The organism is Rhodoferax sp., from assembly GCF_037143375.1.
Lineage (GTDB): Bacteria > Pseudomonadota > Gammaproteobacteria > Burkholderiales > Burkholderiaceae_C > Rhodoferax.
In genome coordinates this window covers 1-14,825 of record NZ_JBAWYV010000085.1, presented here as the reverse complement: position 1 = coordinate 14,825, position 14,825 = coordinate 1, and the positions used below count along the sequence as shown (strand labels likewise).

Below are 14,825 nucleotides of genomic sequence, written 5' to 3'. Positions count from 1 at the left end.
CCTTGATGGGGCGGCCCAAGTTGTTGTTGCTTGATGAGCCGTCGATGGGCCTGGCGCCGCTGCTGGTGCAGGAGGTGTTCAACGTCATCAAGACGCTCAAAGCACAGGGCATGACCATTTTGTTGGTGGAGCAGAACGCGTTTGCCGCGTTGGCAATTGCCGACCGCGGCTATGTGCTGGAGACCGGTCAGGTCACCTTGACTGGCACCGGGCAGGAATTGATCAGTAACGAGCAGGTGCGCGCGGCGTACTTGGGTATGTAATGAAGCTTGATCCGAGATTGTCCATTAGCTTTGCTTGCGTCACCTCCATCGTCGTGGTGAACCAGTTCGAACTTTCGTCCCTAGACCCTGCCCTGGCTGTTGATTTTTTCAACATAGAGCTTAAACGTCTGAATTCTCGATACGGTCGATCAACCTGAATTTTTGGATTTTCGGTATGTCCGGCTTTAGAGCGTGTCTATTGCCATCGACGAATGATCGCCTCCGCATTACGAAAAAATGTGCTACCTCGACAGACGTCGAAGCTGACGGCCAACAAGTTCACGAAAACTTGGACTGTGCAGGCACACGCCACCGATCAGCCCAACCACTGACCCCAGCACGGTGTCGATGAGGCGGGCCTGCAACAGCGCGTCCGGCAAGCCCTGCCCAAGTCGGGTGGCTTCGGCCAGAAAAATCGTCATCGGGGTGATGAATATCACCGCTAGGCCATAGTTGCGCACCACCAAAATCTCGATCACAAAAGTCAGTGCCATCATCATCAGTGAAACACGCCACTGGTCCAGTGGCAGTGTCAGCAAACCCCAAGCCAGCATCAAGCCGACACCGGTTCCGACAATACGGTGGACCTGCTTGTGCCAGACTGCGCGCAATGACGCGCCCTGTATCACGGCCAGGCAGCTCACGGGCACCCAATACGATCTATCGAGTTGCAGCGCCTGGGCCACGACGAGCGACAGGCCCACGAACAAACCAATCACCACCGAATCAAAAATCACGAAATCAAAGGTCGCCGGTGGCAACGCCTGTACCGGTTGCGGCGCCTGTTTGCGCAACACATAGAGGCTGTAAAAAAATGCGATCAAGCAGGCCTGCAGACAGCCCATCGTGAGCAACCCGACAAACAAGGGCACCTGTTCGACTTCGATCGGAGAGTAGGCACCAATGGCAGCGGACATGATAAAAAACAGGCTGCCCGGTGGGCCGATCACATAAAACCGGCACACCATCGTGACCACAATGGCGATAAAGGTGAGCACCGGTACCAGTACCAAGGGAAAGAAATGGCTCATCAGCCCCAAGGCGTAGCAGGCACTCAAGCCGAAGGCGCTGGTCATCAGCGTCACCATCCGGTGCGACAGCGGCGTGTTGGGGGAGTAGAGAAAGACCAAGCCACCCATCGACGAGACAAGCCCGTAATTCAGATGGTCAAAATAGGCCCCGACCAAGAGCGGCAAGCCCGACGCAAGCGCCGCACAGAAGGGCATGAGCCAGCGCCGGTCGCTGGTGCTGATGGTCGCCAACTGGCTTAGCTCCGTTCGAATCAGGGCCTGAAGCTTGCGCCCTACCTGCCAATTGACCATGAATATGCCTGCTAAAAAAGAACCGAGATCGGGAGGATTGTCTTAAGTCTATGGGAGCAGTTTGCCAGGCGCGGGTTCGTCACGCTCGTTCAGCAAAGTTTCAATTTTTGCCACGGCCAACTGTAATTCAGGCAGGTAGCGCTGCGCCGCCTCGGGCACCTTCATCGCCTTCTTCAGGAACACAACGTTGATGCACGCCAGAATGTTGCCCTTGTGCCGCACCGGCAGAGCGATGGCGCCGATCTTGGCTTGCTGACTCCATTCGCCGTCGTTGCTGGCATAGCCCTGGCGGCGAACCTTCTCCAACATCTGCGTTACGAGAACGCGATTACGGGCAAAACTGGCATGCTCATCATCACCCGCAATGATCTGCCGCAGAATTTGCTGCCGCTCTTCTTCGCTGCAGTAGGCCAGATAAGCCCGCCCGGCGGCGGTAAAAAGCACCGGCATGCGTTGCCGGATCATGGCCCGGTGGAATGACAGCGGGCTGAAACGGTGCGTGGTCTCTCGCACCAGCATGCAGTCGCCGTCAATGGTGCATAAATCAGAAGGCCAGACCAGCTTTTGCAGCAACTCACCTAGCACCGGGTTGGCCACCTCGGAAATCCACTCGTCGTCGGTAAACCCATCGCTCAACTGGCGAATTTTTTGGTTCAGGCTGTAGTTGTCATCTGACGGATTGCGGCGCACGTAGCCCTCGGCCTGCAAGGTTTCAAGCATGCGGCGAACCGTGGTGCGGTGCAGCTTGGTGGCTTCACTCAAATCGGAAATGCTGGACCACCCATCGGCCGAGCAACTGATGGCGTGCAGGACGGCCAGACCCCGGCTGAGCCCCTGAACGTGCCGATAAGTTGCACCACTTGATGGACGCATCGTCATCTCCTTTGCGAGTCAAAAGCTCATCTTAAAACAAGGTTGTGCACATTGTGCACATTTGAAAACAAAATTTTCCCAAATGTTTGCTTCTTCCTAAACTTGATTTACCAGACCAAAAAACAGGGTACAACCCTCGCACAAAGTGGCGTTGCTGGTACTTGAAACGACAACCATAAAACTGAGAGACACAGGAATATTCATGAGCATCAAACTGAAATGTCTGTCCCACACGCCCTTGCGTGGTCTGAACGACCCCGGTGTTGATGTGGTCCAGGAAGTCGACGCTGTGCTGGCCAAGTGCCGCGCCGAAGTCGAGGCCTTTGATCCTGAACTGATCGTGGTGTTTGCACCTGACCATTACAACGGCTTGTTTTATGACCTGATGCCGCCGTTTGTGATTGCTACCGCCGCCGAGTCGGTCGCCGATTACAAGACGCTGCCCGGCCCGCTGTCGATCCCCAAGGACCTGGCACTGGAGCTGGCCCGCTTCATTCTTGACAGCGACATCGACATTGCCATTTCACATCGCCTCCAGGTGGATCACGGCTGCACCCAGACGCTGGAAGAGATGACCGGCAGCCTGACCCGTTACCCGGTGATCCCGATCATCATCAACTCGGTGGCGCCTCCATTTGGTCCTTACCGCCGAGTGCGCAAGTTGGGCGAAGCGGTCGGCCGCTTCTTGGCCAAGCTGGACAAGCGGGTGCTGATTCTCGGCACCGGCGGTCTCTCACACGAGCCACCGGTGCCCCTGCTGGCTGACGCGGCAGACGACATTGCCAACTTCCTGATCGCCGGGCGCAATCCAACCCCCGAAGGACGCGCCGCCCGCCAGGCCCGCACCATTGCTACCGGCAAGGTGTTCGGGACGCCTGAGTGCGCGCTCACGCCTCTCAATGCGGCGTGGGATCTGGCCTTTATGGACACCTTGATGCAAGGCCGCCTGAGCGAGATAGACGACTTCAAGATTGAAGAAATTTCCAAAGCCGCAGGCCGCTCGACCCACGAGGTGCGCACCTGGGTCGCCGCCTTCTCGGCCCTGGCTGCGGCGGGCAGTTACACCGCCCACAAAGATTACTACCGTCCGATCAACGAATGGATCGCCGGTTACGGCGTGGTGAGCGCCGAACAAAGCTGATTCCGTTTATTCAGGGCCCACAGCCCAACCCCTACAAACACGGCACAGAAATGTGTCCCCAACCCAGGAGATATATAACCCCATGACTACGATCAATACCTCAATCCCGACAGAAGCTGAAGTGGTGGCGCGTGCCCACGCCATGATTCCATGGCTGCGCGAAAAGGCCGATGCCGTTGAAAAAGCGCGCATGGTGCCGGTTGAAACCATTCAAGCCTTCAAAGACGCTGGTTTCTTCAAAATTTTGCAACCCAAGCGCTGGGGCGGCTACGAGATGAACCCCAATGTCCTGAATAAAGTGCTGATGGAGTTGGCCCGCGGCTGCCCTTCAAGCGCCTGGAACGTCATGGTGCTGGGCGTGCATCCGTTTGAAATTGGTCTGTTGCCACAGCGCTGCGGCGACGAGTTGTGGGGTGAAGACAATACTGCGCTGGTGTCATCCTCCTACGCTCCTTTTGGAACCGTCAAGTGTGTTGAAGGTGGTTACGTGCTCAATGGTGAGTGGCTCACGTCGAGTGGTTGCGACCACGCAGCGGGCGGCGCTTTTCTTGGCGGGCGCGTAGCAGACAAAAATGGCGAAATGGCCTTCCGCTCTTTCTGGATCAATGCACAGGACTTCGAAATTGTTGATGACTGGTTCGTGGTGGGTCTGGCCGGCACGGGCAGCAAGAAGCTCCTCGTCAAAGAGGTCTTCATTCCTGAATACCGCAGCCACGTCATTGGTGCTTACGACGAGGCCTCTCACGGCCATGTGGACAACCTCTACAAAATGCCGTTCTTCTATGTGTTCTACGCTGCCGTATCGTCGGTCATCATTGGCATGGCACGGGGCATGGTTGATTTGTATATTGAGCACATGGTGCCGCGCCAGAATTTAAACCAGGCCGTCGGTGCTGCGGTTCAAGACCCGTTCATCAAGGGCCGTTTGGGTGAGGCCTATTCCAAGATCCTAGGTTCTACGGCACGCGTCTTGATGAACACCGACGAAGCCTGGAGTTTCGCTTCTCAGGGCCAACTGGTTCCGCTGGATATTCGTGTTCGCCACTTTGCGACCAACCAGTTCACCGGGGGCGAATGTTTTGACGCCGCTCACATGGTTTTCAAGAAAACATCCACCCGCGGTGTTTGGCTGAATAGCCCGATGCAGCGCCAAATGCGCGACATCCTGGTCGGTGCCAACCACATCACCCAGAACCAGGACAACATCGGCGACCTGTTGGGTGGCTGCCTGCTGGGTAACCCGCTGCCTGCTGCCAATCCTTTTGGCGCCAAACCCTGAGTTGGAAATATAGCCATGACTAAAGAAATCAATCAGTTGCTGGACTGGAAACCCAACGCCAAACTCGCCGCCCTGCCCACGGTCTCTTCCGAGGAGCACCGCTATGGCATGCGTCACTTTGCCGTCGGTGTCACGATCATCACAGCGTCTGACGGGGAAACCCGGGCCGGCCTGACGGCGACGGCGGTCTGCTCCGTCACGGCCTCCCCACCGCGACTGGTGGTGTTTGTGAACAAAAATGTAGCCGCCAGTGAAATCATCAACAAAAGCGGCGCGCTTTGTATCAATGTGCTGGAAGGCGAGCAAGAAGAAATCGCCAAAGTATTTTCCGGCATGGTGGTCGGTGTGCACGGCGAAGCCCGTTTTGACCATGGCCAGTGGCGTGAACTGGCTACCGGCGCACCAACGCTGGATGGTGCCCTTGCCAACCTGGATTGCCGGGTGATGAAGGTGTACGACGAGAGCACGCACCATGCTTTCCTGTGCGAGGTGCTGGCCACCTGCGAACGCAATGATGGTGAAGCACTGATCTACCTGAACGGTGCTTTTCGCCGAATTCCCCAATAAGAAAAATGCCTGACAGCGTTTACCCATAGTTCCAACCAACGAGGAGAAAAGACATGAAACTGAATAAATTATTTACCCTGACTATTACCACCCTGGCCTGCGCACACGCCTTGGCCGACATCAACGTGGGCGTCATTGCCTCGCTGACCGGCCCGGCAGCGGCGCTCGGTGCCGAGACCAAGAAGGCAGTCGCCATGTTTCCGACCACCGTCGGCAATGAAAAAATCAACTACATCCTGCTGGATGATGGCACCGACCCGACCAATGCCGTCAAAAACGTGCGCAAGTTGATCAGCGAAGACAAGGTGGACGCCATTCTTGGACCGAATCTGGTCAGCACCGCCACAGCGATGGCCGATGTGGCCAACGCCGAAAAAACCCCCATGATCTCGGTTGCCCCGCTGGACGTGGCGGGCGACAAGCGTGGCTACATTTTCCGCAGCGAGCCTTCGGCCGACCTGATGGTGCAGCGTATCGTGAACGACATGACCGAGAACGGCGCCAAAACGGTGGGCTTCATCGGCTTCGCGGATTCCTGGGGTGAACTGTTGCTCAAGGCGCTGACCAAAGCCACCGCAGGCAAGCTCACAATCGTGGCAACCGAGCGCTACGGCCGCGCGGACCCCAGCGTGCAGGCGCAAATCCTGAAGGTCATGGCCGCCAAGCCGGATGTGGTGTTTGTCGGCGCCTCGGGTACACCGGCGGCTATGCCCCAAATCACGTTGCGCGAGCGCGGCTACAAAGGCAAGATTTACCAATCTCATGGCGTGACGAGCAAAGACTTTTTGCGCGTGGGCGGCAAGTCGGTTGAAGGCGCGTTGATTCCCGTGGGCCCGGTGCTGGTGGCCGAGCAACTGCCTGACAACCACCCCGCCAAGAAAAATGCGGTGGCTTTCGTGAAGGACCTGGAAGCCAAGAACGGCCCGGACTCACGCTCGACCTTTGCTGGCGCTTCCTGGGATGCCTGGTTGCTGCTGCAGAACGCCATAGTCGGCGCGCAAAAGGGCAAAGCCAAGCCTGGCACGCCTGAATTCCGGACCGCGCTGCGCGACGGTATCGAAAAAACCAACAAGCTGGTCGGCACCAACGGCATTTACACCATGAGTGCGACAGACCATGCCGGTTACGACGCCAGCGCCATCGTCCTGATCAAGGTTGAAAACAACCACTGGAAACTGGTGAAGTAATGGCTAACGACGCACTACTCAGCACCGAGAGCGCTGCGGCGCTGCTTAAGGCCGCTGTCGTCAGCGGCCAGCCGATTGCGCCCTTGCGCGAGCGCCTGGCGCGCAACGACCCAGATGCGGCCTACGCCGTTCAGGAGCTCAACACCCTGGCCTGGCTGGCCGAAGGTCGTCGCTTGGTGGGGCGCAAGATCGGCCTGACCTCGCTGGCCGTTCAGGCCCAAATCGGGGTGAACCAGCCCGACTTTGGCATGCTGTTTGCCGATATGGCCGTGGGTGACGGCGAAGCAGTGGCCGTGGGTCGCTTGATCCAGCCCAAGGTCGAAGCTGAAATTGCCCTGGTGATTGGCCGCGATCTGACCCAAGAGCGCCACACCTACGCCGACATCATTGGCGCTACCGAATATGCCCTGCCCGCCATTGAGATCGTGGACAGCCGCATCGAGAACTGGAACATCCGTTTCATTGATACCGTGGCCGACAACGCCTCCAGCGGGCTCTTCGTTCTGGGCGGTCGTCCAGTGAAGTTGAGCGATTTCGACATCACCGATTGCGCCATGGAGATGAAGCGCGGCGACGAAATCGTTTCACGCGGCAATGGCCGGGCCTGCCTCGGCAGCCCGTTGAATGCAGCGATCTGGCTGGCCGATGTGATGGTGCGTTGTGGCCGTCCGCTGCGGGCGGGCGACATTATTTTGACCGGCGCGTTGGGCCCGATGGTCGCGGCCAAGTCGGGCGAGCGTTTCGACGTCAGCATTGCAGGACTGGGCAACGTCAGCGCCCTGTTTGCCTAAAACCAGCAAACCTACAAAGAACATGAACATGAAGAAAATCAAATGTGCCCTTATCGGCCCCGGCAACATCGGGACCGATCTCCTGGCGAAGCTGATGCGCAGCCCCTTTCTGGAACCCGCCTGGATGGTGGGCATTGACCCCGAATCTGATGGCCTGAAGCGTGCCGCCGCAATGGGCATCAAAGTAACCGCTGACGGCGTTGATGGCCTGTTGCCTCACGTGCTGGCCGACAACATCCAGATCGCTTTTGATGCGACCTCGGCCTATGTCCACGCCGAAAACAGCCGCAAGCTCAATGAGCTGGGCGTGATGATGATCGACCTGACGCCCGCCGCCATTGGCCCTTTCTGCGTGCCACCGGTCAATTTAAAACAACTGGTGGGCCGCAAGGAAATGAACGTCAACATGGTCACCTGTGGTGGTCAGGCGACCATTCCTATGGTGGCAGCCATTTCCCGCGTGCAAAAAGTCAGCTACGGTGAAATCGTGGCCACCATCAGCTCCAAGAGTGCTGGCCCCGGCACCCGCAAGAACATTGATGAGTTCACACGCACCACCTCGGGCGCCATCGAGAAAGTGGGCGGTGCCGCCAAGGGCAAGGCCATCATCATCATCAACCCGGCCGAGCCACCGCTCATCATGCGCGACACCGTGCATTGCCTGACTGAAGACGCACCGGATCAAGCCGCGATTACCGCCTCGGTCCACGACATGATCAAGGAAGTGCAGAAATACGTGCCGGGCTACCGCCTGGTGAACGGCCCGGTATTCGATGGCAATCGCATCTCGATTTACCTGGAAGTGTTGGGGCTGGGCGACTACTTGCCCACCTATGCCGGCAACCTCGACATCATGACCGCCGCAGCGGCCCGCACGGCGGAAATGTTCGCCGAAGAAATCATCAACGGCACGCTCAAACTTGAGCCTGTTCAAAACGCCAACGCGTAAGGAGAGACAACATGACTTTACGCGGCAAAAAAGTGACCGTTCACGATATGACCTTGCGTGACGGCATGCACCCCAAGCGTCACCTGATGACGCTGGAGCAGATGATCAACATCGCCACCGGTCTGGATGAAGCGGGAGTACCCCTGATTGAGGTCACGCATGGCGACGGCCTCGGCGGTTCCTCGGTCAACTACGGTTTTCCGGCCCATACCGATGAAGAATACCTCGGGGCCGTGATTCCGCAGATGAAGCAGGCCAAGATTTCGGCCCTGCTCATCCCTGGCATTGGCACCGTCGACCACCTGAAGATGGCGCATGAGATTGGCGTTCACACCATCCGTGTGGCGACCCATTGCACCGAGGCCGATGTCTCTGAACAACACATCAAGATGGCGCGCAAACTGGAGATGGACACGGTCGGTTTCCTGATGATGGCGCACATGGCGACGCCTGAGAAACTGGTCGAGCAAGCTAAGCTGATGGAGGGCTATGGTGCCAACTGCATCTATGTCACCGACTCCGCAGGTTACATGCTGCCCGATGACGTCAAAGCCCGACTCGGTGCCGTACGCGCTGCGCTCAAACCTGAAACCGAACTAGGCTTTCATGGCCACCACAACATGGCGATGGGCGTTGCCAATTCCATTGCCGCGATCGAAGTGGGGGCCAACCGTATTGATGCCGCCGCCGCCGGTCTGGGTGCTGGGGCTGGCAATACGCCGATGGAAGTGCTGATTGCCGTGTGCGACCGCATGGGCATCGACACCGGCGTTGACACCTTCAAGATCAGTGATGTGGCTGAAGACCGCGTCGTGCCGATCATGGACCACGTGATTCGCATTGACCGCGATTCGCTGACGCTGGGCTACGCCGGGGTGTATTCCTCGTTCCTGTTGTTTGCCAAACGTGCTGCTCAAAAATACGGCATTTCGGCGCGCGACATTCTGGTGGAACTGGGCCGCCGCGGCATGGTGGGGGGTCAGGAAGACATGATCGAAGACACCGCCATCACACTCGCCCGCCAGCGTGGGCTGATCGTCTAAATTAGTTTTTCAGGTTGTTAACGACCTGTCTGATTTTTTACTGTTTTGATCCTCGATTGCAGCGATGCGCCCTTGGCGTCATCGCTGTCGTCGTACTGGAGTCCTATCTTGGATGCTCAAATTTTTGCACTGCTTGGCCAGGATGGCGTCACCAATGGCGCGATCTATGCGCTGCTGGCGCTGGCGCTGGTTCTTGTTTTTGCAGTCACCCGAATTATTTTTATTCCCCAGGGCGAGTTTCTGGCCTGGGGTGCGCTGACCATGGCGGCGCTGGAAACCGGTCATATCCCAGGCACTATCTGGTTGCTGATGGGTGCGGGCGTTCTCACGCTCGGTGCCGACGTGATCGATGCCAAGCCGGGGCGCCGACAGTGGGCCAAGTCCCTGCTCTGGAATATTGCTTACCCGCTCGCCATGGCGGGTCTGGTCTGGCTGCTGCCCTTGCAAGACCTGCCGCAAATTGCAAAAGCCTGCCTGACGCTGGCCATTGTTGTGCCGATGGGCCCCATGCTGTACCGCGTGGCTTTCCAGCCCGTGGCAGAGGCGCCGGTGTTGGTGCTGCTGATTATTTCAGTGGCTTTGCATTTGGTGATGGTTGGTTTTGGTCTGCTGACCTTTGGCCCGGAAGGCTCACGCACGGCGCCCTTCAGCGAGGCGCAAATCGAAATCGGCTCCCTGATGATTGGCGGACACACGCTGGTGGTGCTGTTGGCCTCGCTGCTGCTGATCGTTGCCCTCTATTTGTACTTTGACCGCACGCTGGCTGGCAAAGCCTTGCGCGCCACCGCCATCAACCGCAATGGTGCGCGCCTGATGGGCATTTCTCCGGCGCTCGCCGGACGGCAGACCTTCTTTTTTGCGGCCCTGATCGGCACCTTGTCTGGTTTGCTGGTGGCACCGCTCACCACCATCTACTACGACAGCGGATTTCTGATCGGGCTCAAGGGTTTCGTCGCCGCCATCATCGGCGGGCTTGCCAGTTATCCGCTGGCCGCCGGGGGTGCGTTGATCGTCGGCTTGCTTGAGTCGTTCTCGTCCTACTGGGCCAGCGCCTTCAAGGATGTGCTGGTGTTCTCGCTGATCATCCCTGTGCTGATCTGGCTATCGCTGACCACCCGCCACGTGGAAGAGGAAGAAGCGCCCCATGTGGCCAGCAAATCGGCCCGCGAGGGCTGGATCAGTCCGCGTCTGGTGTTGGCGGTGTTTCTGGTTTGCCTGGCTACGGCGCCACTGCTGCTGCCTGACTTCTATGTCACGCTGCTCAACTACGTGGGCTTGTCGGCGCTGGTGGCGCTGGGTCTGGTCTTGCTGACGGGGGTTGGCGGGTTGACTTCCTTCGGGCAGGCCGCCTTTGTGGGCATTGGTGCCTACACCACCGCGTGGTTAACAGCGGGCAGTGAGTTGCCAGCCTGGTTATCTTTGATCAGCGGCTCGCCCTGGGCTGCGTTGCTGGTCGGTCTGGTGCTGACGGCCACGGTTGCCGTCATTATTGGATCGGTCACGCTGAAACTATCGGGGCACTATTTGCCGCTGGGCACGATGGCCTGGGGTATCAGCCTGTTTTTCCTGTTCGGCAATATGGAGTTTTTAGGGGGGCACTCCGGCCTGTCCAATTTGCCACCGATCAGCATTTTTGGCACCGAGTTGCTCGACAACCGTTACTACTACTACCTGGTCTGGGCCTTTGTGCTGGCGGCGCTGTTCACCACCAAAAACCTTCTTGACTCTCGCGAAGGTCGCGCTATTCGGGCACTCAAGGGCGGCATGGTGATGGCCGAGGCGATGGGGGTGAACACCTCCCGCGCACGCATGGTGATCTTTGTGATTGCCGCACTGCACGCCTGTGCTGCGGGCTGGTTGTATGCCCACTTGCAGCGCTTCGTCAACCCAACCCCCTTCGGCCTGCACATCGGTATTGAATACCTGTTCATGGCGGTGGTGGGAGGTGCCGGTCAGGTTTGGGGTGCCTTGGTGGGCGCTGGGGTCATCACGCTGCTCAAGCAGTGGTTGCAAGAGATATTGCCCAAGCTGTTTGGTAGTGCCGGTCACTTCGAAGTCATCGTGTTTGGCCTGATGATGATCATCTTGCTGCACCGTGCGCGTGATGGTTTGTGGCCCTTGCTGGCCCGACTGGTGCCGGTCCGCGCTGACCTGAAGGTGATCGACACGGGTGCCGCTGCGTTGCCGAAAAAACCGCAGCCACCGCACGGCGAAGTGATTCTTGAAGCCAAGGGCGTGACCCGCAAATTTGGCGGCCTGGTGGCCAACAACAACATGAGTCTGCATGTGCAGGCTGGTGAAATTCTGGCGCTGATTGGCCCGAACGGCGCTGGCAAGAGCACGATGTTCAACCAGTTGTCCGGCGTGGACACCCCGACCTCGGGTGAAATCCTGTTCCGGGGCAAGTCGGTGGCGGGGCACAGTTCGCGCGAAATCGCAGCCTTGGGCATGAGCCGCACCTTTCAGCATGTGCGCCTGTTGCCCACAATGTCGGTGCTGGAGAACGTCGCCATTGGCGCTCACATGCGTGGCAGCCAGGGCGTGCTTTCGGCCGCCTGGCGGCAGGACCGCGTGGAAGAGGCCCGTCTGCTGCGCGAAGCGGCGATTCAGGTCGAGCGTGTCGGTTTGGCTGAGTTCATGCACGCCGAGGCGGGCAGTCTGGCCCTAGGTCAGCAGCGCATTCTTGAAATTGCCCGCGCCTTGAGCGCCGATCCCTGCCTGTTGCTGCTGGATGAACCGGCCGCCGGTCTGCGCTTGAGAGAAAAACAGGCGCTGGCCGAGTTGCTCAAGCGCCTGAGCAGCGAGGGCATGGCGGTGCTGCTGGTGGAGCACGACATGGACTTTGTCATGGGCCTGGTGGACCGGGTGGTGGTGATGGAGTTTGGTGAAAAAATTGCAGAAGGCTTGCCCGACGAGGTTCAGCAAGACCCGGCAGTGCTTGAAGCTTATTTGGGAGGTGTGTAGTCATGAGCAACAACGTACTTGAGGTCAAAAACCTCTCGGTAGCCTACGGCAAAGTGGAGGCGGTGAGCAACGTGAACCTGACCGTTGGCGAAGGCAAGATCGTGACGCTGATTGGCCCCAACGGGGCGGGCAAGACGACCACCCTGTCCGCCATCATGGGCGTGCTGCCGTCCAGTGGGCAGATTAGTTTTGACGGCAGCATCGAGTCTGTGCCGGAAGTCGAGCGCATGGTAGTGCGGGGCATGAGTCTGGTGCCGGAAAAGCGCGAGTTGTTTGGCACCATGACCATCGAAGACAACCTGCTGCTGGGCGCCTTTCAGCGCCACCGTTGTGGTCATCGTGATGAGGCCCAGACCATGGAAGAGGTTTACGCCTTGTTCCCCAGGCTCAAAGAGCGGCGGCTTCAGGCGGCCGGAACAATGTCTGGCGGCGAGCGCCAGATGCTGGCGGTTGGGCGCGCCTTGATGGCCAAGCCCAAACTGCTGATGCTCGATGAGCCCAGCTTGGGACTGGCACCACTGATCGTGCGCGAGATTTTTCGCATCATTGCCGAGCTGCGCCGACGCGGCGTCTCCATTCTGCTGGTTGAGCAGAACGCCCGCGCCGCACTGCAGGTGGCGGACTACGCCTACGTGCTGGAAAACGGCGGCATCAAGATGGAGGGCGAGGCCCAGAAGTTGCGCGACGACCCGCGCGTGATCGAAAGTTATCTTGGCCTGGGCAGCAAGCACCAGGAAATGCTGGCCACCTGAATCTATTGCGCGTCCCTACCGGAGAAAAATCAATGAAAGCACTTCGTATCATTTCTGACGAGCACCAGTCGCTGGCAGGCATCCTGCATGCGGTTCGCTTCATGCTCAAGGAAATTTCTGCCGGCCATCTGGTGCCCGACCTCAAACTCTTTCAGGCCATGGTCCATTACCTGGATGCCTACGCCGAGAAGCGGCATCACCCCAAGGAAGACCGCTTGTTCACCTACCTGGCGAAACGAACGACGGAAGGAGCCGAGGCGCTGGCCAAATTGGCCATGCAACATGCTGCTGCACCGCAGCGCATCGCCCATCTGGAAAAAGCGCTGGCCAATTTTGTAGCCAACCCGGCCTGCTTTGATGAACTCTCCAAGGCCTTCAACAGCTATGCCGACTTTTACCGGGGCCACATGATGCTAGAAGAAGAAGTCGTGTTGCCGCTGATTCGTCGCCACCTGACCGAGCAGGACTGGGCTGACGTTGACCAGGAATTTCTGGCTGAAATGGATGCCAAGTCGGGCAAAGATGGCTCGTCAGAAAACTTTGCGGCGATGTTCACACGACTGGTTGAATGTGCGCCAGCCCCCATTGGTTACGGCCCTCGTCCTTACACCGACTAATCGATTGCAACCTCTCCCAACACCCCTTTAGAAAATACGACCATGACAACCCCAACACCCGTGCTGACAGAAGCCGCGACCAGTAAATTCGTTCGCATCAAGGAGGGCGACCTCGACCTGCAGTTGCACTACAACGACGCCGGGGCAGGCACTGAAACGGTGGTGATGTTGCACGGCTCAGGACCGGGCGCCAGCGGCTGGGCCAACTTCAACCGCAACGTGGCGCCGCTGGTTGCGGCGGGTTACCGCGTGATCCTGATGGATTGCCCGGGCTGGAGCAAGAGCGACCCCATCGTCTGCACCGGTTCGCGCTCTGACCTGAATGCCCGCGCGCTCAAAGGCTTGCTCGATGCGCTTGGACTGGAGAAGGTCCACATCATTGGCAACTCCATGGGCGGCCACAGCGCGGTGGCCTTTGCGCTGGCGAACCCAACGCGTGTTGGCAAGCTGGTGATGATGGGTGGCGGCACGGGTGGCCCCAGCCAGTTCGTCCCCATGCCAACCGAAGGCATCAAGCTGATTGGCGCGCTGTACCGTGACCCAACGATTGACAACCTGAAGAAGATGATGAATGTCTTCGTCTTTGATGCCAGCAGCCTGACCGATGAGCTTTACCAGGCCCGCCTGGACAACATGCTTAATCGCCGGGATCACCTGGAGAACTTCGTAAAAAGCGTGACGGCCAACCCCAAACAATTCCCCGATTACGGCCATCGCCTGGGTGAAATCACCGCGCCAGCGCTGGTGATCTGGGGCCGTGATGACCGCTTTGTGCCGATGGATGTGGGCCTGCGCCTGCTCTGGGGCATGCAAAATGCCGAAATGCACATCTTTAACCGTTGCGGTCACTGGGCTCAGTGGGAGCATGCGGACAAGTTCAACCGCATGGTGCTCGACTTTTTAAACAACTGAGCTTGAGTTTTTCCGGCGACCAGAATGAACCCTGGCGCAATGCCAGCATCCACCCGATCCTGCTTTGGCACAATAAACGGCTACTTACCGGCAACGAGCATTCCGGTCAATCAGTCTTTTGAAATGCCTCAGCCAAACCGGCCTTTCAAATATGCCTCGGATGGT

General features: G+C 58.4%; 13 protein-coding genes and 2 pseudogenes. 13 read left to right on the top strand and 2 right to left on the bottom strand.

Annotation, left to right across the window (positions count from 1 at the left end; all coding sequences use genetic code 11):
* Positions 1-263, top strand: a pseudogene (locus WCG50_RS12725) (ABC transporter); the annotation flags it as partial.
* Positions 264-505: 242 nt separating this feature from the next.
* Here WCG50_RS12725 and WCG50_RS12720 read toward each other — a convergent pair.
* Both WCG50_RS12720 and WCG50_RS12715 read right to left on the bottom strand, forming a co-directional pair.
* A complete protein-coding gene (locus tag WCG50_RS12720) occupies positions 506-1,585 on the bottom strand; it encodes an FUSC family protein (protein ID WP_336899977.1) in 1,080 nt (359 codons plus the stop codon).
* Between the two features lie 48 nt (positions 1,586-1,633).
* Complete coding sequence (locus tag WCG50_RS12715; protein ID WP_336899976.1) at positions 1,634-2,458, bottom strand: DNA-binding transcriptional regulator; 825 nt, start codon at positions 2,456-2,458, stop codon at positions 1,634-1,636.
* 202 nt (positions 2,459-2,660) lie between these two features.
* On the opposite strand from WCG50_RS12715, the gene WCG50_RS12710 reads away from it, so the two are divergent.
* From WCG50_RS12710 to WCG50_RS12655, 12 genes and pseudogenes are all read left to right on the top strand, one after another.
* The gene (locus tag WCG50_RS12710; RefSeq protein ID WP_336899975.1) at positions 2,661-3,599 is read left to right on the top strand and encodes a 3-carboxyethylcatechol 2,3-dioxygenase; all 939 of its coding nucleotides are present in this window, start codon (positions 2,661-2,663) and stop codon (positions 3,597-3,599) included.
* Positions 3,600-3,681: 82 nt separating this feature from the next.
* Positions 3,682-4,878 (top strand): acyl-CoA dehydrogenase family protein, encoded by a 1,197-nt coding sequence (locus WCG50_RS12705; protein ID WP_336899974.1) that lies wholly within the window; start codon positions 3,682-3,684, stop codon positions 4,876-4,878.
* A gap of 15 nt (positions 4,879-4,893) precedes the next feature.
* Entirely contained in the window at positions 4,894-5,445 is a 552-nt protein-coding gene (locus WCG50_RS12700; protein WP_336899973.1) for a flavin reductase family protein, read from the top strand.
* 53 nt (positions 5,446-5,498) lie between these two features.
* Complete coding sequence (locus WCG50_RS12695; RefSeq protein ID WP_336899972.1) at positions 5,499-6,632, top strand: ABC transporter substrate-binding protein; 1,134 nt, start codon at positions 5,499-5,501, stop codon at positions 6,630-6,632.
* Entirely contained in the window at positions 6,632-7,423 is a 792-nt protein-coding gene (locus WCG50_RS12690; RefSeq protein ID WP_336899971.1) for a fumarylacetoacetate hydrolase family protein, read from the top strand. The genes WCG50_RS12695 and WCG50_RS12690 overlap by 1 nt, the downstream gene beginning before the upstream one ends.
* 28 nt (positions 7,424-7,451) lie before the next feature.
* Positions 7,452-8,372, top strand: coding sequence for an acetaldehyde dehydrogenase (acetylating) (locus tag WCG50_RS12685; RefSeq protein ID WP_336899970.1), 921 nt, complete (start codon positions 7,452-7,454; stop codon positions 8,370-8,372).
* 11 nt (positions 8,373-8,383) lie between these two features.
* Positions 8,384-9,415 (top strand): 4-hydroxy-2-oxovalerate aldolase, encoded by a 1,032-nt coding sequence (gene dmpG, locus WCG50_RS12680; protein WP_336899969.1) that lies wholly within the window; start codon positions 8,384-8,386, stop codon positions 9,413-9,415.
* A 261-nt stretch (positions 9,416-9,676) separates the two neighbouring features.
* Positions 9,677-10,495 (top strand): annotated as a pseudogene (locus WCG50_RS12675) (branched-chain amino acid ABC transporter permease); the annotation flags it as partial.
* Positions 10,496-10,591: 96 nt separating this feature from the next.
* Positions 10,592-12,379 (top strand): branched-chain amino acid ABC transporter ATP-binding protein/permease, encoded by a 1,788-nt coding sequence (locus tag WCG50_RS12670; RefSeq protein WP_336899978.1) that lies wholly within the window; start codon positions 10,592-10,594, stop codon positions 12,377-12,379.
* A 2-nt stretch (positions 12,380-12,381) separates the two neighbouring features.
* Complete coding sequence (locus tag WCG50_RS12665) at positions 12,382-13,131, top strand: ABC transporter ATP-binding protein (RefSeq protein WP_336899968.1); 750 nt, start codon at positions 12,382-12,384, stop codon at positions 13,129-13,131.
* A gap of 32 nt (positions 13,132-13,163) precedes the next feature.
* Positions 13,164-13,748, top strand: coding sequence for a hemerythrin domain-containing protein (locus WCG50_RS12660; RefSeq protein ID WP_336899967.1), 585 nt, complete (start codon positions 13,164-13,166; stop codon positions 13,746-13,748).
* 42 nt (positions 13,749-13,790) lie between these two features.
* Positions 13,791-14,660: an alpha/beta fold hydrolase gene (locus WCG50_RS12655; protein WP_336899966.1), complete on the top strand. Its 870-nt coding sequence runs from the start codon at positions 13,791-13,793 to the stop codon at positions 14,658-14,660.
* Positions 14,661-14,825 lie beyond the last annotated feature (165 nt).

Coding starts and splice junctions, on each gene's coding strand:
- WCG50_RS12720 (WP_336899977.1), bottom strand. CDS start 1,585: ATGGTCAATTGGCAGGTAGGGCGCAAGCTTCAGGCCCTGATTCGAACG.
- WCG50_RS12715 (WP_336899976.1), bottom strand. CDS start 2,458: ATGCGTCCATCAAGTGGTGCAACTTATCGGCACGTTCAGGGGCTCAGC.
- WCG50_RS12710 (WP_336899975.1), top strand. CDS start 2,661: ATGAGCATCAAACTGAAATGTCTGTCCCACACGCCCTTGCGTGGTCTG.
- WCG50_RS12705 (WP_336899974.1), top strand. CDS start 3,682: ATGACTACGATCAATACCTCAATCCCGACAGAAGCTGAAGTGGTGGCG.
- WCG50_RS12700 (WP_336899973.1), top strand. CDS start 4,894: ATGACTAAAGAAATCAATCAGTTGCTGGACTGGAAACCCAACGCCAAA.
- WCG50_RS12695 (WP_336899972.1), top strand. CDS start 5,499: ATGAAACTGAATAAATTATTTACCCTGACTATTACCACCCTGGCCTGC.
- WCG50_RS12690 (WP_336899971.1), top strand. CDS start 6,632: ATGGCTAACGACGCACTACTCAGCACCGAGAGCGCTGCGGCGCTGCTT.
- WCG50_RS12685 (WP_336899970.1), top strand. CDS start 7,452: ATGAAGAAAATCAAATGTGCCCTTATCGGCCCCGGCAACATCGGGACC.
- dmpG (WP_336899969.1), top strand. CDS start 8,384: ATGACTTTACGCGGCAAAAAAGTGACCGTTCACGATATGACCTTGCGT.
- WCG50_RS12665 (WP_336899968.1), top strand. CDS start 12,382: ATGAGCAACAACGTACTTGAGGTCAAAAACCTCTCGGTAGCCTACGGC.
- WCG50_RS12660 (WP_336899967.1), top strand. CDS start 13,164: ATGAAAGCACTTCGTATCATTTCTGACGAGCACCAGTCGCTGGCAGGC.
- WCG50_RS12655 (WP_336899966.1), top strand. CDS start 13,791: ATGACAACCCCAACACCCGTGCTGACAGAAGCCGCGACCAGTAAATTC.